The 17516-nt window shown below is 70.5% G+C and carries 16 protein-coding genes and 1 pseudogene; 9 read left to right on the top strand and 8 right to left on the bottom strand.

The annotated features are described in order from the left end of the window. Positions 1-7: 7 nt before the first annotated feature. The 3 genes from ACWPN5_RS17120 to ACWPN5_RS17130 are packed head-to-tail and all read right to left on the bottom strand — an operon-like array spanning position 8 to position 2824. The gene (locus tag ACWPN5_RS17120; RefSeq protein ID WP_145689933.1) at positions 8-388 is read right to left on the bottom strand and encodes a hypothetical protein; all 381 of its coding nucleotides are present in this window, start codon (positions 386-388) and stop codon (positions 8-10) included. An 18-nt stretch (positions 389-406) separates the two neighbouring features. Beyond that, a complete protein-coding gene (locus ACWPN5_RS17125; RefSeq protein WP_492296464.1) occupies positions 407-1717 on the bottom strand; it encodes a hypothetical protein in 1311 nt (436 codons plus the stop codon). A gap of 3 nt (positions 1718-1720) precedes the next feature. Next, positions 1721-2824 (bottom strand): hypothetical protein, encoded by a 1104-nt coding sequence (locus tag ACWPN5_RS17130; RefSeq protein WP_145689935.1) that lies wholly within the window; start codon positions 2822-2824, stop codon positions 1721-1723. Between the two features lie 189 nt (positions 2825-3013). On the opposite strand from ACWPN5_RS17130, the gene ACWPN5_RS17135 reads away from it, so the two are divergent. Together ACWPN5_RS17135 and ACWPN5_RS17140 are read left to right on the top strand one after the other, a co-directional pair. Beyond that, on the top strand, positions 3014-5032 hold the full coding sequence (locus ACWPN5_RS17135; RefSeq protein ID WP_492296466.1) for an AsmA family protein: 2019 nt from the start codon (positions 3014-3016) through the stop codon (positions 5030-5032). A 33-nt stretch (positions 5033-5065) separates the two neighbouring features. Continuing rightward, positions 5066-6847 (top strand): SLC13 family permease, encoded by a 1782-nt coding sequence (locus ACWPN5_RS17140; protein ID WP_145689937.1) that lies wholly within the window; start codon positions 5066-5068, stop codon positions 6845-6847. 46 nt (positions 6848-6893) lie between these two features. Here ACWPN5_RS17140 and ACWPN5_RS17145 read toward each other — a convergent pair whose 3' ends face one another. The 3 genes and pseudogenes from ACWPN5_RS17145 to ACWPN5_RS17155 form a co-directional block, all read right to left on the bottom strand. After that, complete coding sequence (locus ACWPN5_RS17145; protein WP_492296467.1) at positions 6894-7424, bottom strand: aldo/keto reductase; 531 nt, start codon at positions 7422-7424, stop codon at positions 6894-6896. Between the two features lie 85 nt (positions 7425-7509). After that, positions 7510-7719, bottom strand: a pseudogene (locus ACWPN5_RS17150) (aldo/keto reductase); the annotation flags it as partial. A 40-nt stretch (positions 7720-7759) separates the two neighbouring features. Beyond that, the gene (locus ACWPN5_RS17155) at positions 7760-8953 is read right to left on the bottom strand and encodes an MFS transporter (RefSeq protein ID WP_492296469.1); all 1194 of its coding nucleotides are present in this window, start codon (positions 8951-8953) and stop codon (positions 7760-7762) included. 129 nt (positions 8954-9082) lie between these two features. On the opposite strand from ACWPN5_RS17155, the gene ACWPN5_RS17160 reads away from it, so the two are divergent. The 6 genes from ACWPN5_RS17160 to ACWPN5_RS17185 all read left to right on the top strand — a co-directional run bounded on the left by ACWPN5_RS17160 (position 9083) and on the right by ACWPN5_RS17185 (position 14646). Further along, a complete protein-coding gene (locus tag ACWPN5_RS17160; RefSeq protein ID WP_492296471.1) occupies positions 9083-9982 on the top strand; it encodes a LysR substrate-binding domain-containing protein in 900 nt (299 codons plus the stop codon). Between the two features lie 57 nt (positions 9983-10039). Continuing rightward, on the top strand, positions 10040-10516 hold the full coding sequence (locus ACWPN5_RS17165) for a MarR family winged helix-turn-helix transcriptional regulator (RefSeq protein WP_492296472.1): 477 nt from the start codon (positions 10040-10042) through the stop codon (positions 10514-10516). A 279-nt stretch (positions 10517-10795) separates the two neighbouring features. Next, positions 10796-11701 carry an efflux RND transporter periplasmic adaptor subunit gene (locus tag ACWPN5_RS17170; RefSeq protein ID WP_492296474.1) on the top strand — a complete coding sequence of 302 codons (906 nt, stop codon included), beginning with the start codon at positions 10796-10798 and terminating at the stop codon, positions 11699-11701. Then, entirely contained in the window at positions 11698-13800 is a 2103-nt protein-coding gene (locus tag ACWPN5_RS17175; RefSeq protein ID WP_492296476.1) for an FUSC family protein, read from the top strand. Before ACWPN5_RS17170 ends, ACWPN5_RS17175 begins: the two co-directional genes overlap by 4 nt. After that, positions 13797-14003 (top strand): DUF1656 domain-containing protein, encoded by a 207-nt coding sequence (locus ACWPN5_RS17180; RefSeq protein ID WP_492296478.1) that lies wholly within the window; start codon positions 13797-13799, stop codon positions 14001-14003. The genes ACWPN5_RS17175 and ACWPN5_RS17180 overlap by 4 nt, the downstream gene beginning before the upstream one ends. Positions 14004-14412: 409 nt before the next feature. Next, on the top strand, positions 14413-14646 hold the full coding sequence (locus tag ACWPN5_RS17185) for a hypothetical protein (RefSeq protein WP_035678364.1): 234 nt from the start codon (positions 14413-14415) through the stop codon (positions 14644-14646). On the opposite strand, the gene ACWPN5_RS17190 is transcribed toward ACWPN5_RS17185, so the two are convergent. Continuing rightward, positions 14637-15401, bottom strand: coding sequence for a glycosyltransferase family 2 protein (locus ACWPN5_RS17190; protein ID WP_492296480.1), 765 nt, complete (start codon positions 15399-15401; stop codon positions 14637-14639). The genes ACWPN5_RS17185 and ACWPN5_RS17190 overlap by 10 nt on opposite strands. Positions 15402-15482: 81 nt before the next feature. Here ACWPN5_RS17190 and ACWPN5_RS17195 point away from each other — a divergent pair, with 81 nt between their 5' ends. Beyond that, positions 15483-17183, top strand: coding sequence for a tetratricopeptide repeat protein (locus ACWPN5_RS17195; RefSeq protein WP_492296482.1), 1701 nt, complete (start codon positions 15483-15485; stop codon positions 17181-17183). A gap of 1 nt (position 17184) precedes the next feature. On the opposite strand, the gene ACWPN5_RS17200 is transcribed toward ACWPN5_RS17195, so the two are convergent. Beyond that, entirely contained in the window at positions 17185-17430 is a 246-nt protein-coding gene (locus tag ACWPN5_RS17200) for a hypothetical protein (protein WP_145679279.1), read from the bottom strand. Positions 17431-17516 lie beyond the last annotated feature (86 nt).

A 17516-nucleotide genomic window follows, 5' to 3' on the forward strand; every position in this document is an offset into this window, starting at 1 on the left:
ACGGCGCCTAAAGCGGGAAGAAGCGCGGCTCAAGCCGGACGGCGACGGGCTCCACCGGGGTCCAGCCGAGGCGCGCGATCACCGCGTTCGACTCCACCGCCCGGCGCCCCGGTCCCAGCGACCATGTGATGTGGTAGATGCCGCCGCCGGGCCGGCCGGTCGTCCCGGCGATGGCGACGACCAGCGCCTGAACGCCTTCGCCGTCGTCGGCTAGCCCGAGGACCGTTCCCTCACGTTCCGTGGGCAGCGGATGTCCCGCTCCGACGCCGTGGGCCAACGTGATGTGATGGGCGACGGTGCGGGCGTAGCGCGCCGGGAACCGCGCCAGCAGGCGGGCGCGCTCCGCCTCCGGCAGCGCCCAGCCGACATAGCCTCCGCGGCGCGTCATGCGATCTCCCCGGTGCCCTCAGCGGCGTCCACCCCGCAGGATGTCGTCCATAACCTGGTTGGCCTCCGCCGGTCCGGCAATCAGCTCGATCATGCGGATGGCGGTGTAGCCTGTCCGTGCGTCGCCGACCCCGTCCGCCAGCGACTGCCGTGCCGTGCCGGTCAGCGAGGCGGTGGCCTGCTGGGTCACGCTCTTCAGCTCGCCGCGCAGGCCCAGCGTGTCGACGATGGTCGAGCATTTGCGCAGGGCGCGCGCCTGATTCTCGGCCTGCGCCATCCGCGCCGTGTCGGTGCCGGGGACCAGCGTCTCCACCGCGGTAAGGATTTCGGTGTCCGCGCCGTCGAGCACCTGGGTGCGCACCAGCTCGTGCACCGAGTTCCGGATGGTCTTCAGCCGCTGGTCGAAGTCCTTGTTGCGGCTGTGCTCCATGGCGTTGCGCGTGGCCTCCAGGCTGGCCACCAGATCGACCGCGAGGGTGGCGGCGGCCATGCGGTCCACCGTGCCGCCGGAGGTCGAGGCGACGCCGCGCGACCGTTCCTCGATCTGCGCCACCACCGTGCCGCCGAGGTCCAGGAACAGGGCGGCCCGGTCGCTGGACTTCTGGCCCAGGTCCATGTCCCACAGGCTGCCCAGCAGGATCGATGGGTCGGACAGGCGGGCAGCGGCCAGAAGGATGAACAGTTTCAGCGCCTCCGGGCGGGAGCGCGCGACCTGCCGCCCGATGGCCTGGATGCCGTCCAGATGATCCTTGTGCAGCTTCTGGATCGGCTTGGGCGACAGGACGGCCTTCAGCTCCGCCACCGGCTGGGCGATGGTCAGGATGCGGGCGATGTCCTCAAGGGTCCGGATGCGGTCGGGGTTCAGCCGCAGCCCCAGCTCGTCGGCGAAGCGCCCCGTCTCCGTCTGCTCCAGAATGCCGGCCACGGCGGCGGAGGCCATGGACCAGAAGGCGCGGGCCGGCTCTGCCCGCGACGCGCCGTCGCCCAGCGCGCCCGTGACGCCGCGCAGCCGCTCCTTGCCGATCTGACCCTCCACCAGCGGCCACAGGGCGTTGACGGCGTCGCGGTCCACCTTGTTCAGCGGAGCCGGCTGGTTGCCGGTGGGAAGCTGGAACAAGTCCTCGAACGGTTCGCAGAACAGCCGCTTGAAGGTCGCGCGCCGCCTGGGCCGCACCTCGGCCAGACGGGGGCGGATCAGCGAGAAGGTGTGCCGGACCTCCGGATGGTCGCCGATCTGCTGGAGCAGGTCGACCACCTGCCGGAACCGGGCCTCGTCGATGTCCAGCAGCTTGGTGCCGAGGCTGAGAAGGGCCTTGGGATCGGTGGTCATGGGTCAGGCCGCCTTCGCCTTGATCGCCTCGATCCGCATCACGAGGTCCATGTCGAGCTGGCCGCTGCGCCAGTCCACATAGGCGCGCACCGTGCGGCGGTTCGAGGCGAGAAGCCGGTCGGCCAGCAGCGCGTGGTCGGACTTCTCCTCGTCCTTGGGCAGCAGGGGCAGGACGCGGAACAGCTCGTGCACGGTCATGTCCTGCTCGTGCTTGCTCCGGGTCTGGGCCTCCGCCCAGCTCGTGATGATGAAGTCCCAGCCGTCGAGCAGCCAGGACAGCCGGGTGGTCGACCTGCGCACCAGCGTGCGCTTGGTGTCCCACTGGCGCAGCAGCGTTTCAAAAGCGGCGACCGACTGGTCGAGCTGGTTCACCACGTTGCGGACCTGGTTGAGCGTGTGCTCCGCCACCTCCGCGCAGAAGGTGCCGATGGGGGCGGCCTCCGACACGCTGCCGTTCGCCCAGTCGGTCAAGCTGTCGCGGAACTGCAGCAGGTCGCGGGCCAGACGGCGCAGCCGCGCCGGCTTCGGCGAGGTGGCGATGCCCACCGGCTCCATGAAGGTCGCCAGCTCGGCCACGCGCGCGTAGAGTTCGGTCGGCTCCAGGGCGAGGCTCTGGGCCGCCTTGGTCATGTAGCTGCGGGTCAGCTGCTCGCCCTTTTCCGAGCCGAGGCCGGCGCGCAGGATGTCGGTCGATTCCAGCCCGACCGCCTTCAGCACCTCGACGATGAGCTGGTAGTTGATGAGCAGCCGCTGCTCGTCCTCGTCGCGCAGCGCCGCCTCCGCCGCCTCGACGGCCAGCGGTCCGGCGAGGCCGCAGCGCGCCGCCTGGAGCACCGCCTTGCGGATGTCGTCCGGCGAGCAGCCGTCCGCCTTGCGGATCAGGTCCTGCAGCATGCGGTCGTGGACGGTCATCGGGAAGGCGAGCGGCAGACCCTTCCACGGCACCACATAGACGCCGTGCCCGTCCGACAGGTTGGGAATCAGAACCTCCAGCTTGTCCCGGTCGTCCTTGCGCACCCGCGTCTGCGCCAGCACCGGGGTGGTGAAGGCCACGGCGGCGCCGCGCTCCTCGAAGGTGGAGGGAGCAAAATTCGTAAGTGAACGCATGGTTCTCGGGTCGGGAGGGAAGTGGAACGCCGTGCGGTACCACCCCTAGCATGATTCGCTCAATTTTTCGTTAAATCCGCACAAGATCATCCTTTCCTCAGCCCTTTGGAGGTAAGGCGCCACACCGGCGGTCATTTGCCCGTTATTCAGCCAGAGGGTGCGGTGCGGACAGGCAAGGGGGCGTGGCGGATGGCCGTGGTGAAATGGATCGGCTACGGCCTGTTGGGGCTGGTGGTGACGGTGGCGGCGGGCGTCGGCATCGCCTTGGCCGTCCTCGACTGGAACGACGCCCGCGGCTTCATCGCCCGGCAGGCGTCCAAGGCGCTGAACCGCGAGGTCGCCATCGACGGCGATCTCAACGTCCGGTTGGGGGACCCGCTGCGCATCCGCGTCGAGGGGCTTCGGGTCGCCAACGCGGAGTGGAGCGACGACAAGACGATGGCGGAGCTGCGGGTGCTGGATCTTCAACTCCGCCCCTGGCCGCTGCTGCGCGGCGATTTCGAGTTTCCGGAAATCCGCCTCACCGGTCCCAGGCTGCTTCTGGAGAAGAACCGGGAAGGGGCCGCCAATTGGGACTTCGGCGGGCCGGACCCGCGCAAGGAGGCGGCGAAGGAGACGGTGAAGCCGGAAGACCGCACCGACCTGCCGATCATCGAGACGCTGGTGGTCGAGGAGGGGCGCCTGCGCTTCCGCGACCCGACCCGCAAGATCGACATCGACAGCGGCGTCAACACGGCGGTCGGCGGCAACGGCGATCAGGAGGTCCGGCTGGAGGGCAAGGGCGACTTCGCCGGCAAGCCCTTCACCCTGACGGCGGCCGGCGGCTCGCTGGAGTATCTGCGCGACGATCCCAAGCCCTATCCGCTGCGCGTCGAGACCGCCATCGGCAAGACGCGCGGCAAGATCGAGGGCTCGATCGCCGAGCCGGTGCTGCTCCAGGGCGTCGACCTGTCGGTGGAACTGCGCGGCGACGATCTGGCCGACGTCTTCCCGATCCTGGGCATTCCGGTGCCGACGACGCGGCCCTACGCCATTTCCGGCCATCTCGGGCGCGAGGGCGACGTCTGGCGGTTCGAGGGGATGAAGGGCAAGGTCGGCGAAAGCGACCTGTCCGGACAGGTGGCGGTCGATCTGGGTGGCGAGCGTCCGCGGATCACCGGCGACCTCACGTCGCGCAAGCTGGCGGCGATCGATCTGGCGGGCTTCATCGGCGCCTCGCCGGAAGGCCGCGGCGACTACCCGACCAAGGGGCGGGAGCGGATCATCCCGGCCACCGAGGTGCCGCTGGAGAAGCTGCGCACCGCCGACATGGACGTGAAGTTCCGTGGCGAGCATGTGGAGGCGCCCTTCTCCACGCTGGACGCGCTCGACGCGCGGGCGAAGCTGGAGAACGGGCGGCTGGTGCTCGACCCGCTGTCGCTCGGCGTCGGCGGCGGGCGGGTGGCCGGGACGGCGGTGCTCGACGGCGGGCGGAAGACCCCGGCGTTGGACGTGAACCTGGACGTTCGGCAGATCAAGCTGGCCCGCCTGTTCCGCGAGACGGCCTTCGCGCAGGAGATGGGCGGCACGGCCAGCGGACGCATCCAGCTGAAGGGGCAGGGGACCACGGTCGCCAACATCCTGGGGTCCTCCGACGGCAAGCTGGGCGTCGCCGTGGACGGCGGCCGGATCACCAGCTACGCCGTCAAGGGGCTGAAGACCAACATCCTGGAAACGCTGGGCGTCGTCCTGTCCGGCGACAAACCCTTGCCCTTCAACTGTCTGGTCGCCGACGTGACGGTGAAGGACGGGCTGGTGGAAAGCCGCGCGTTGGTGCTCGACACGCCGGAAACGCTGGTGACGGCGGACGGCACGATCAACCTGCGCAGCGAGGCGATGGACCTGACCGTGCTGGGGCGGGCCAAGAGCCCCCAGATCTTCGCCACCCACGTCCCGGTCCATGTCCGCGGCACCCTGGGGGCGCCGGACATCGGGGTGAACGCGGCGGAGTCGGCGGCGCGCGGCGCCGCTGCGGTGGCGCTGGGCGTCCTGCTGACTCCGCTCGCCAGCGTCCTGCCTTTTCTTGACCCAGGCAGTGACGAGCAGCCACACTGCGGCGAACTTGTCCGGAACGCCCGGTCGCCGTCGAACGCCAACACCGGCTCCAGCGGGGCCGGCAAGGGGCGCGACGCGGCGCCATCGGGCTCATCCTCCGGCAAATCCCAGTAACGACGCACCAACAATTCCCCAAAAAAGGGCTGCATGACGCTCGACCAGGGACTCGCCTTCGGCATCATCGGCGCGGTGATCGCGCTGCTGATCTGGGACAAGCTGCGCTACGATCTCGTCGCCATGTTGGCGCTGCTGGCGGCGGTGGCCGTCGGGATCGTCAAGCCAAAGGACGCTTTCGCCGGCTTTTCCGACGACATCGTCATCATCGTCGGCTCCGCGCTGGTGGTCAGCGCGGCGGTCGGCCGCTCCGGCATCGTCGAGGAGGTGATGCGCCCGCTCAGCGCCCGCATGAAGACCGTGCCGGCGCAGATCATCGTGTTGACGGGGGCGGTGACGCTGCTCTCCGCGGTGGTCAAGAACATCGGGGCGCTCGCCATCTTCATGCCCATCGCCATGCAAGTGGCGCGGCGCAACGGGACGAAGGTGTCGTCGCTGCTGATGCCGATGGCCTTCGGCTCGCTTCTCGGCGGGCTGATGACGCTGGTCGGCACCTCCCCCAACATCATCGTCAGCCGCCTGCGCAACGAGATGGTCGGGGAACCCTTCGGCATGTTCGACTTCACGCCGGTCGGCCTGACCGTCGCGGTGGCGGGGGTGGCCTTTCTGACGGTCGGCTACCGCCTTCTGCCCACCGGCCGGCAGGCGGCGTCGGGCAGCGCCGGGGGCTTCTCCATCGACGACTACACGGCGGAGGCGCTGCTGCCGGAGAAGTCGCCCTTCGTCGGCAAGACGGTGGCCGACCTGGAGGCCTATGGCGAGGGCGACGTGACGGTGGCGGCGATCATCCGCGGCCGGCACCGCCGCCACATCCCGTCCGGCCACTGGGTGCTGCTCGCGGGCGACGTGCTGGTGCTGGAGGCCGACACCCAGGCGCTGGGCGACCTCGTGAAGCACGCCGGCCTGGAGCTGATGCACGAGAAGGAGCTGGAGGGGGTGGAAAGCGACGAGGATCTGGCGGTCCTCGAAGCGGTGGTGGAGCCGCGCTCCCCCCTGATCGGCAGCAACGTCGAGGATGTCGAGCTGCGCGAGCGCTACGGCGCCAACCTGCTGGCGCTCAGCCGGCGCGGCCGGCCGATCCGCCAGAGGCTGCGCCGCGTCCGCTTCCAGCCGGGCGATCTGGTCGTTCTCCAGGCGCGGGCGGCGGGGTTGTCGGACACGCTGAACGAACTGGGCTGCCTGCCGCTGGCGGAGCGCAACCTGTCCATCGGGCGGCGGCGCAAGCGGCGGATCGCGCTGGCCGTGATGGCGGTGACCATCGGTCTGGTGGCGACCAGCCTCGTCCCGGTGACGCTCGCCTTCTTCGGTGCGGCGGTCGCCATGACGGCGCTGCGGGTGATCACGCTGAAAGAGGCCTACGAGTCGATCGAGTGGCCGATCCTGGTGCTGCTGGGCGCCCTGATCCCGGTCAGCGAAGCGTTGCGCACCACCGGCGGGACGGAGCTGATCGCCGGCTGGCTGTCCATCGCGGCGCAGGGGATGCCGCCCATCGGCGCGCTGGCGATGATGCTGGTGGCGGCGATGGCGGTGACGCCCTTCCTGAACAACGCGGCCACCGTGCTGGTGATGGCCCCCATCGCGGCCAGCCTCGCCAACCATCTGGGCCTGCGGCCCGACGCCTTCCTGATGGCGGTGGCCGTGGGGGCTGGCTGCGACTTCCTCACCCCCATCGGGCACCAGTGCAACACGCTGGTCATGGGGCCGGGCGGCTACCGCTTCAGCGACTACGCGCGCCTCGGCCTGCCGCTGTCGCTGATCGTGATCGTGCTGGGCACCGGTGCGATCGCGCTGTTCTGGCCCATGGTGCCGCATTAGGCGCCCTCTCCCTCTCCCGCCCCGGGAGAGGAAGAGGAATGCTCCCTCAATCCCAGGCGGGGGCCAGACCGTCCGGGCTGACGATCCGCCCGTCGGGGCGGGCGAGGCCGTGGATGGCCGCCATGTCCGCCTCCGACAGTTCGAAGTCGAAGACGGCAAGGTTCTCGGCGGCACGCTTCTCGCCGACCGTCTTCGACAGGGCGATCACCCCCTCCTGCTGCACCAGCCAGCGCAGGACCACCTGGGCGGGGCTCCGGCCCAGCCGGGCGGCGATGTCGGTCAGCACCGGGTCCTTGAAAACCTTGCCGTCGGCCATGGCGTAATAGGCGGTGACCGACTGGCCATGGCGGCGCGCCGCCTCCAGCATCACCGACTGGTCGAGATAGGGGTGATACTCGATCTGGTTGGTCACGATCGGCGCTTTGCTGAGGCGCACGGACTCGTCCAGCAGCGCCCGGTTGAAGTTGCTGACGCCGATGTGGCGGGTCTTGCCGGCGGCCTGGACGGCGTTCAGCGCCTCGATCTGCTCGGCGAGCGGAACGGCCTCGTTCGGCCAGTGGAGCAGCAGCAGGTCCACGCAGTCGGTCCGCAGCTTCGCCAGAACTCTCGTCCACCGAGCGGCGGAAGTCGTCGGCCTTGTAGTTGCTGACCCAGACCTTGGTGGTCAGGAAGATCTCGCCGCGCGGCAGGCCGGACGCCTTGATGGCCTCGCCGACCTCGCTCTCGTTGCCGTAGATCTGCGCGGTGTCGATGTGGCGGAAGCCGAGCTTCAGGACCTCCGGCACCATGCGCAGCACGTCGGGGCCGCTCATGCGGAAGGTGCCGAAGCCGAGGGCGGGGATGGAGGCGCCGTTGGCGCTTACGGTGTGCATTGGTCTCGATCCTCTCGAGGGCTGTGTTTTTGTCAGTGTATCAGGCGGATTGCGCAATGGCGGCGCCGTGGCGCCCGTCCTTGCGGTCGAGCGCGCCGCTGAGCAGGGTCAGCGCCAGCCCACCCAGGACGAACAGCCCACCCACCCACGGTGTTGCCGCGAGGCCGAGCGCGCTGTCCACCACCCGCCCGCCGAAGAAGGCGCCGGCGGCGATGCCCAGGTTGAAGGCGGCGATGTTCAGGGCCGAGGCGACGTCCACCGCGCCCGGCGCGTGGCGCTGCGCCAACTGCACGACGTAGAGCTGGAGCCCCGGCACGTTGGCGAAGGCCAACGCGCCCATGCCGGCCAGCGTCACCAGCGCCGGAACCGGGCTGGAGGCGGTGAAGGTGAAGACGATCAGCACCACCGCCTGGAGGGCGAACAGCCACGCCAGCGCGCGGACCGGGTTGCGGTTGGCGAGCTTGCCGCCCACCATGTTGCCGACCGCGATGGCCGCCCCGTAGAGCACCAGGACGAGGCTGACCGTGCCGCTGGAGAAGCCGGTGATCGTCTCCAGGATCGGCGCCAAGTAGGTGAAGGCGACGAAGGTCCCGCCATAACCCAGCGCCGTGATGGCGAAGGCCAGCAGCAGGCGCGGCTTGGCCAGCACGCGGACCTGCGTGCCGAGGCCGGCGGCGGGCGGCTGGCTGAGCTTCGCCGGGACCAGAGCCGCGACGCCCAGCGCGCCGATCACGCCTAGCGCGGAGACCGCCAGGAAGGTGGCGCGCCAGCCGAAATTCTGGCCGATCCAGGTGCCCATCGGCACGCCGGTGACGATGGCGATGGTCAGGCCGGAGAACATCATGGCGATGGCCGAGGCGCGCTTGTCCTCCGGCACCAGATCGGCGGCGATGGTCGCGCCGACCGAGAAGAAGACGCCGTGCGCGAAGGCGCTGAACACCCGGGCGGCCAGCAGCGTCTCGTAGTTGGGGCTGACCCCGGCCAGCAGGTTGCCGGCGATGAAGAGGCCCATCAGGCCGAGCAGCAGCGGCTTGCGCCGCAGCCGGCCGGTCAGCGCGGTCAGGACCGGGGCGCCGACGGTGACCCCCAGGGCGTAGACGCTGACCACCATGCCGGCCATCGGCAGGCTGACGTTCAGATCGGTGGCGACGGTCGGCAGCAGGCCGACGATGACGAACTCCGTCGTCCCGATGGCGTAGGCGCTGATCGCCAGCGCCAGCAGTGCGAGTGGCATGACTGAAGGCTCCATCCATGCGAGCTGTGCAGGACACATCAGATGAGCCAAAAAGCCAGGATGCGGAATGCCGTCCGTTTTCGCATGATCGTGTCATTCAATGACAAGATCGGCGAAAGGGCACACCCGATGAGCGACAGCCGGGCCTGGGACATGAGGGTCTTCCTGCGCGTCGCCGCACTCGGCAGCTTCAGCGCCGCCGGGCGCGAGGTCGGCATGACCCCGTCCTCAACCGCCAAGCTGGTGACCCGGCTGGAGGAGCGGCTCGGCGTGCGGCTGATTGAGCGCTCCACCCGCCGGCTGCGCCTGACCGCGGAGGGCGAGCTGTACCGCGAGCGGGCCGAAAGCCTGCTGGGCGACCTCGACGCCATGGAGGCGGAGGTGGCGGGCGGCGCCCGCTCGCCCACCGGCCTGATCCGCATCAGCGTGTCGGTGCCCTTCGGGCGGCATTGCCTGCTGCCGCTGCTGCCCGACTTCACGCGGGACTATCCCGGCATCCGCCTGGACCTGACCCTGACCGACGAGGTGGTGGACCTCTACGCGGCGCGGACCGACGTGGCCTTCCGCGCCGGTCGGCTGTCCAACTCGGCGCTGCTGGCGGTGCGGCTGGGCGACGTGCGGCGGCGCATCGTGGCGTCGTCGGACTATCTGGAGCGCAAGGGGAGGCCGGAGAGCGCCGCCGATCTGGAGCGTCACGACTGCCTGGGCTTCAACTTCCGCCGCGCCGCCGCGGTGTGGCCGCTGAAGTCCGGCGGGCGGCTGGTCGACCGCGAGATCGACACGCGCATCGTCGCCAACAACGGCGAGACGGTGCGCCACATGGCCCTGCTCGGCCTCGGTCTGGCCCGGCTGGCCGAGTACCACATCCGCAACGACCTCGCCGTCGGGCGGCTGGTCAGCGTGCTCGACGACGTGCTGGTCGACCGCGAGGAGATCCACGCCGTCTACACCGGGCGGGAACGGGTGCCGCACCGGGTCCGCGCCTTCCTCGACCATATGACGCCGCGGATGCGCGCATGCCTGCAATGACCGAGTGGCGGGGTAGGGCGTCTTGCCGAAAATAGATAGCAAAGCTATTAAATAGGCATGCAATCGAACGGCCCGCCCACCCCCGCTCCCACTCCCGCCCCGGACTTTCCGTCCAACTTCGGCATCCACCTGTTCCGCGCCGCCCATCTGTGGCGGCGGGAGGCGAACAAGGTGCTGGCGGAGAGCGGCTTCTCCTCTTCCGTCATCTCGCCGCTGATGCTCCTCAACGAACTGGGTGACGGGATGCGCCAGCGCGAGCTGGCCGAGGAGATGGGGGTGGAGGGGCCGTCGCTGGTCCGGCTGCTCGACAGCCTGGAGGCCGCGAAGCTGGTCGAGCGTCGGGAGGCGCCGGACGACCGGCGGGCCAAGACCCTGCACCTGACCGACGAGGGCCGCGACCTGCTGGTCCGCGTGAACGCCGCGCTGAACGACGTGCGCCGCCGCCTGCTCCAGGGCGCCTCCGGCCCCGAGATCGCCGGCGCCATGCGGGCCATGGCGGCGATTGAGTCGAACGCCCGAGCCATGAAGGGCTGACGGGGGTTTATGGCAATGGAATTCCCCTCTCCCGCCCCGGGAGAGGGAAGGGGCCCGCGCCGCAGGCGTGGGAAGGGTGAGGGGGCCGCCAAGGATCAGCGCCACGATCCTCGTGCGACCCTCACCCGCCCGCTTCGCGGGTACCCTCTCCCGGGGCTCTCGGCGGCCATAGGCCGCCTGACGCCGTCAGCGCCCGCAAGCGGGCGCGAGAGGCGGGAGAGGGTTGGATTCGCAAACATCGCTCCCGGCCGCGCCGGTCGAGCGCAAGGACGAACCACGGTGAAACTCTTCTCCCTCCTCATTCGGATCACGGTCACGCTGGTCGTCACGCTCGGCGCCGGCGGCGGCGGCTGGTGGCTGTGGGACTACTACATGAACGAGCCCTGGACCCGCGACGGGCGGGTGCGGGCCGACGTGGTGCAGGTGTCCTCCGACGTCGCCGGTCTGGTGACCGAGGTGCGGGTCATCGACAACCAGGCGGTTCGCAAGGGCGACGTCCTGTTCGTCGTCGATCCCAGCCGCTACCGCCTCGCCGTCGATCAGGCCGACGCCAACCTGGAAAGCGCCCGCGCCGAGCTGTCCTTCCGCAAGGCCGAGGCCGACCGTTACGCGCAGCTCGGCAACAACGTCGTCTCCACCGCCCAGCGGCAGGAGGTCGCCTCCGCCCAGGCCAAGGCCGCCGCCGCCGCCCGCCAGATGGAGGCGGCGCTCGACCTCGCCCGCTTCAACCTGGAGCGGACGGAGGTGCGGGCGACGGTGGACGGCTTCGTCACCAACCTCCAGCTCAAGGCCGGCAACTACGTGACGGCGGGCCAGCCGGTGGTCGCGGTGATCGACCGCCATTCCTTCTACGTCGTCGGCTATTTCGAAGAGACCAAGCTGCCGCGCATCCGCGTCGGCGACCCGGTCCGCGTCACCATCATGGGCGAGCCGGAGCGGCTGGCCGGCCGGGTGGACAGCGTGACCCACGCCATCGTCGACCGCGACCGTACCGAAGGCACCGGCCTGCTGCCCAACGTCAACCCCACCTTCAACTGGGTCCGTCTGGCCCAGCGCATCCCCGTGCGCGTCGCGCTGGAGCAGGTCCCCGACCCGCGCGACCTCGTCGCCGGGCGCACCGTCACCGTCGAGGTGGTGCGGGGGGCGGAGCAGGAGGCGCCCGCCGAGCGGGTGGCCGGGCAATGAAGACGCCCGTCCTGAAACTGGTCTCGCTGAAACTGCTCTCACTCAACGAGGCGCTGTTCTCGGTCAAGGCCTTCGCGGCGGCCATGGCGGCGCTCTACATCGCCTTTTCCATGGGACTGCCGCGGCCCTTCTGGGCGATGGCGACCGCCTACATCGTCTCCGGCCCGCTTTCGGGCGCCGTGCGCTCGAAAGCGGTCTTCCGCGTCGTCGGGACGGCGCTGGGCTGCGCCGGGGCCATCGCCCTGGTGCCGGCTTTGGCTGATTCGCCGGAGCTGCTGACTTTGGCGCTGGGGCTGTGGGTCGCGGTCTGCCTGTTCATCTCGCTGCTCGACCGCACGCCGCGCAGCTATCTGTTCATGCTGGCCGGCTACACCATCGGCCTGATCGGCTTTCCCGCGGTGACCGACCCGTCGACCATCTTCGACACCGGTCTGGCCCGCGTCGAGGAGATTCTGATCGGCATCCTCTGCGCCACCGTGGTGCACAGCGTGGTCTTCCCGCAGAGCGTCGGGCCGGCGCTGCTCGGCCGGCTGGACGCCACGCTGCGCGACGCGGAGCGCTGGACCCGGGAAGCCCTGTCGCGCGAGACGGCGCCGGAGGGCGCGGCCAACGCGCAGGAGCGCCAGAAGCTGGCCCGCGACATCACCGAACTGCGCGTCATGGCGACCCATCTGCCCTACGACACGTCGGAGGTGCGCTGGATGACGCGGGCGGTGCGGGCGATGCAGGACCGCATGGCCTATCTGCTGCCGCTGACCGCGGGCATCGAGGACCGGCTGGACGCCCTGCGCGGCCAACTGCCCGCCGAGGTCTCCGCCCTGCTGGCCGATCTCGACCGCTGGGTGGCCAGCGAATCAGCCGGCGGTGACGATGAGGAGGGCGGCGCCGACCTCCTGCGCGCCGAGATCGCCCGGCTGTCCCCGGCCATCGGCGAGGGCACCGGCTGGAAGGAGGCGACCCTTCTCAACCTGCTGACCCGGCTGCGCTCGCTGGTGGACATCCACCAGGATTGCCGCGATCTGCGGGCGCACATCCGCGACGGCAAGGGCAGCCTGCCGGAGCGTCTCGATCCGCTGACCCGCCGCCGCTCGCGCGACGTCTTCCATCTCGACGCCGGCATGGCGCTGTGGTCGGGCTTCGCGGCGCTGCTCGGGATCGCGGTGGTCTGCGCCTTCTGGATCGGCACCGGCTGGTCGTCGGGATCGACGGCGGCGATGATGACGGCGGTCTTCTGCTGCTTCTTCGCTTCGCTGGACGATCCGGCGCCGGGCATCCGGCTGTTCCTGGTCTTCACCCTGCTGTCGGTGCCGCTGGCCGCCTTCTACCTGCTGGTGGTGCTGCCGTCCTTCGACAGCTTCCCCATGCTGGTGCTGGGCCTCGCCCCGACCTTCCTGACGCTGGGGGTCTTCATCGCCCGCCCGGCGACCATGGGCAAGGCGATGGCCCTGCTGATGGGGGTGGTCGGCTCGCTCAGCCTGCTCGACCTCGGGTCGGGGGACTTCGCGTCCTTCCTGAACAGCAACGTGGCCCAGGTGGTCGGAATCACCACGGCGCTTCTGGTCACCCAACTCTGCCGCTCGGTCGGCGCGGCGTGGAGCGCCCGCCGCCTGCTCCGCGCCGGCTGGCGGGAGATCGCGGCGATGACCGCCGCCCGCTCCGGCATTCCGGTGGGCAGCTTCGAGAACCGGATGCTCGACCGCGTCGGGCTGCTCTCCTCCCGTCTGGCGCTGGCCGGTCCGCAGCAGGACCTCGCCGCCGCGGACGCGGTGAACGACCTGCGCGTCGGGCTGAACCTCGCGGAGCTGCAGCGCGCCCGCCGTGCGCTGGGCGGCCCGGCGGCGCCCCATGTGGCGCGGCTCCTGGGGGCGGTGGGGCAGCATTTCCGCGGCCTGTCCAGCCGCCGCCTCGGCACCCCCCCGGCGGAGGTCCTGCCGATGATGGACGCCGCCCTGTCCAACCTGTCGGCCGAGCCGCGGTCGGCGGAGCGCGACCGGGCGGTGATCGCGCTGGCCGGCCTGCGCCGCGCCCTGTTCCCGCATCTGACCTTCGCCGCGCCTGAATCCTCCAGCGAATCGCTTCGCGAACCGGTGACCGCATGATCGGCGAAATCGACATCTACGGGCTGTTCATCCCGCCACTGCTGATCCTGGCGATCGCCGCGTGGTTCATCTCGGGCCTGCTGCGGCGCGGCCTGCGGGCGGTGGGCTTCTACGGCTGGGTCTGGCACCCGCCGCTGTTCGATCTGGCGCTCTACGTGCTGGTGCTGAGCGCGCTGACGGCGCTGACCGCGTGGTTGCGCTGAGCGGCAGCGGCGGCGCTGGCTGAGGAAAGGCGGGTCGGGGCGCTTATTGTTATGGACTTCCCTCCGACGCCCCGAACCACCTATACCCATCCAAACCGTAAGGTTTAGAGACGTATCGGTTACCGCTGATATAACAGTTTGTCAAGCGATGGGGCGGTTGAGGTCAGTTCCCTCTCCCGTCCCGGGAGAGGGTGGCCGCAAAGCGGCCGGGTGAGGGTCGTGCGAGGGTCAAACCACCGATCCTTGGCAGCACGCTCACCCTTCCCACGTTTCGCGCGGGTTCCTTCCCTCTCCGGGGCTGGAGAGGGCTATCAATGCCGCCGCGCTTCCTCGCTTCCGCGCGCGACAACGGTTGGACGGAACCGCCTCCGCCTTGCCGGTGGGGTGCTGGTTGCGGTACATAACGGGCATGGTTGAAACGCGACGCACCGGTGACCGCTCCAACGAACCGATCCGCTCCGAGGTCGGGGGCGGGCGAGTCGCGTCGCCGGGCGCGGTCGGCGTCCGCAACCGGGCGGAGCAGGTCGGCGGCGGGCGCCAGCGCATCCCCAGCGTCCGCGAACTGGCCAGCCTTCTGGTCAACGGCATCCTGACGCTGCCGCGCAATTACCGCCGCGGCATGTATCTCGACGTTCAGGTCTGACCCACGCCGCTCCCCGTGTAGGCTGCGATCTCCGGTCCGAACAGGCGCTCCAGCAGCAGGGGCGGCAATTCGTATTGGGGCAGGCACAGGCTGGTGCTGCGGGCGTGCAGGGTGTGCAGGCACAGCCCCTCGGCGTCCGGAAAGGCGGCGACGCGGAAGCGCTCCCGCGCCGCCTTCATGAAGGGCGCGTCCTCGCAGGCGTTGACCGGCGGGAAGCGCACCGCCTCCCACACCGACCGCCGGTAGGCGTAGGAGAAGCCGTAGCCCAGCAGATTGTCGTCGGAGGGCGGAGTCTCCGGCGCCTCCACATAGGACCGCGCCGTGCGGCCCCAGCGGTGATGGGAGCCACCGCGCGCCGTGTCCCAATAGCCGAAGGTCCCGTGCACCGCGCTGTGCAGGAACCAGCCCGACAAACTCACCGCGTCGTGCCCCGCCTCCAGCCAGCCGAGCAGCCGCTCCACATAGGTGGAGGCGTAGAAGTCGTCGTCGTCGAAATGGACGATGATCGCGCCGCGCGCGTGCTCGGCCAGGATGTTGCGCTTCTCCCCGATGGCGTAGCGGCGCGGCGCGTAGAAATACTTCAGCCGCGGGCCGGCGAGCGGCTGGAGGTAGGCGGATGGGCGCGGGCTGTCGTCGAACACCAGCCATTCGATGTCGGGGACGGTCTGCGACAGCACACGGGCGTGGCACAGCGGCAGGAAGGCTTCCCGTCCCCAGCTTGGCGTGATGACGCTGACGAGCGGCCGATCGGCCATGGTCTCTCCTTCGCAACAGACGGCGCCCCCGATTGCGGCACCGCATGGACTCCGGCGCGGCGGCGCGTGTAGACAGGCGGCATGGTGACACTTCGGGATGCCCTGGCCGCCGCGGTCGGCCACCATCAGGCGGGCCGGCTGGACGCGGCCCGGCCGCTCTATCATAGCATCCTGCGCAGCCAGCCGGGCCATCCCGACGCACTTCACCTGCTGGGCGTCCTGGAAAGCCAGAGCGGCCGGCCGGGCGCGGCGCTGCCGCTGTTGCGCCGCGCCGTGGCCCTGCTGCCCGGCGACGCGGATTTCCTCGGCAATCTGGCGCGGACCCTGCGCGCGGCGGGGCAGCCCGACGCGGCGGAGCACGCCTTCGCCCGAACGGTGGCGCTCGACCCGGCGGATGTCCAAGCCGCCTTCACACTGGGCTCGTTGCGGGCGGAGCGCGGGGACGCGGCGGGGGCTGCTGCGGCCTTCGCCCAGGCGCTGGCCGGGCGGCCCGACTTCGCGGAGGCGCGCATCAACCGCGCCAACGCCCTGGCGGCGCTGGGCCGGGCGGAGGACGCGGCGCGGCTGCGCCGGCAGGCGGTGGCCCTGGCGCCCGCCCATCCCGACGCGCTGCACAACGCCGCGGTGAGCGCGCTCGCCGAGGCTGGGCTGGACCGCCCCGTCTCGCACGCCCGGCGCCTCGACCCGGCGCGGGTGGAGCGCGCGGGCCTCGCCCTCACCCACGCGCTCGCCGCCGACCCGCGGCACGGGGCGGCGGCGGACGCGCTGCTCGGGACGGCGCTTTCGCTTGTCCAGGCCGGGCAGGCGCCGGTATGGCTGCTGGAGCGCGCCGCCGCCACCGCCCTGACGGTCCTGCGCCGCAACCCACGCGACGCGCGGGCGGCGGCGGTGGTCGCCTACCGCTTCTACCGGCGGGGGCGGACCGATCTCGCCAGCCGCTTCATGCGGCGCGTCTCCCGGCGCTTCACCGCGGCGGAGGTCGCGGCGGATTTCGAGTTGGGCCTGTGGTCGATGGTGCGCGCCGGGGCTCGGGCGCTCGACGGGCTGCCCGACGCCGCCTCGCTGCTGGACGCCTTTCCGCCGCTGGAGGTTCTGGCCGAGCCGCCGGCGGGCCGCGGCCCGTTGCTGGCGGTGTCCTGCGACGACGGCTATTACCGGCGCTTCGCCACCGGCCTGCTCGATTCGGTGGAGGCGACGGGCGGCGGCGTGGTGGTCCATGTGCATGTCGTAAACCCCTCGCCGGACACCCTGGCCGACCTCGCGCGGCGGAGGGAGCGCCTGCCGCTGGGCACCAGCCGGGAGGAGGTGGATTTCACGGACTGGGACGACCACCGGCGCACCACCTACTACGCCTGCATCCGCTTCCTGCGCTGGCATCAGTTGATGATGCGCTGGGGGCGGCCCCTGCTGCATGTGGACGCCGACTGCACGCTGGCCGGGGAGATGGCCGGGGGGCTCGATGGGCTGGCGGCGCTGTTGGAGGGGAGCGACGTCGGGCTGCTGCGTGACGCCCGCTGGCGTGGACCGACGCGGGAAATCACCGTCTGCTTCGCCGGATTCCAGCCGACCCCGCTCGGCCGGGCCTTCCTGGCGCTGACCGCCGCCTACATCGGGGCCTTCCTGCGCGACGGGCGCGGGTTCTGGATGCTTGATCAGGCGGCGCCCTTCGCGGTGCTCGACGCTCTGAGACGACGGGAAGGGGAGGGGCGGGAGGACGGGTTGCGGGTGCGCTGGTTCGACGTGTTGGACTTCCCCTGGGTCCGCTTCATCGGGGAGAAGTGAGTCAGCAGGGAAGCCGGGCGCAGCGTCCGTCCGGGCAGTTGCGGCAGCATTGCCCGCAAATGTCGTCGAGATCCACGGCGATGCCGTGCCGCTTCAGCATTCCCTGGGCATAGGCGGTGTAGAGCCGGGCCAGCGCCCGCCGGTTGGCGGCCACCGTCTTGGCGGTCAGCGCTTCCGGTGCCAGCACGGCGGCGATGGCTTGTTCCACGTCCTCGATGGCCGTGCGGACAGCCGAAAGGTTCAGCATCCAGGACCCCCTGGGCGTCACGACCCTTGATGAATCTGATATACAACATGTGACGAAAATTCGGAGACCAAACAACCCCTAATTTA

This window comes from Azospirillum sp. UENF 211521, assembly GCF_058780535.1.

Coding starts and splice junctions, on each gene's coding strand:
- ACWPN5_RS17175 (WP_492296476.1), top strand. CDS start 11,698: ATGAAGACGCCCGTCCTGAAACTGGTCTCGCTGAAACTGCTCTCACTC.
- ACWPN5_RS17190 (WP_492296480.1), bottom strand. CDS start 15,401: ATGGCCGATCGGCCGCTCGTCAGCGTCATCACGCCAAGCTGGGGACGG.
- ACWPN5_RS17120 (WP_145689933.1), bottom strand. CDS start 388: ATGACGCGCCGCGGAGGCTATGTCGGCTGGGCGCTGCCGGAGGCGGAG.
- ACWPN5_RS17165 (WP_492296472.1), top strand. CDS start 10,040: ATGCAATCGAACGGCCCGCCCACCCCCGCTCCCACTCCCGCCCCGGAC.
- ACWPN5_RS17125 (WP_492296464.1), bottom strand. CDS start 1,717: ATGACCACCGATCCCAAGGCCCTTCTCAGCCTCGGCACCAAGCTGCTG.
- ACWPN5_RS17160 (WP_492296471.1), top strand. CDS start 9,083: ATGAGCGACAGCCGGGCCTGGGACATGAGGGTCTTCCTGCGCGTCGCC.
- ACWPN5_RS17180 (WP_492296478.1), top strand. CDS start 13,797: ATGATCGGCGAAATCGACATCTACGGGCTGTTCATCCCGCCACTGCTG.
- ACWPN5_RS17155 (WP_492296469.1), bottom strand. CDS start 8,953: ATGCCACTCGCACTGCTGGCGCTGGCGATCAGCGCCTACGCCATCGGG.
- ACWPN5_RS17185 (WP_035678364.1), top strand. CDS start 14,413: ATGGTTGAAACGCGACGCACCGGTGACCGCTCCAACGAACCGATCCGC.
- ACWPN5_RS17200 (WP_145679279.1), bottom strand. CDS start 17,430: ATGCTGAACCTTTCGGCTGTCCGCACGGCCATCGAGGACGTGGAACAA.
- ACWPN5_RS17140 (WP_145689937.1), top strand. CDS start 5,066: ATGACGCTCGACCAGGGACTCGCCTTCGGCATCATCGGCGCGGTGATC.
- ACWPN5_RS17195 (WP_492296482.1), top strand. CDS start 15,483: ATGGTGACACTTCGGGATGCCCTGGCCGCCGCGGTCGGCCACCATCAG.
- ACWPN5_RS17130 (WP_145689935.1), bottom strand. CDS start 2,824: ATGCGTTCACTTACGAATTTTGCTCCCTCCACCTTCGAGGAGCGCGGC.
- ACWPN5_RS17135 (WP_492296466.1), top strand. CDS start 3,014: ATGGCCGTGGTGAAATGGATCGGCTACGGCCTGTTGGGGCTGGTGGTG.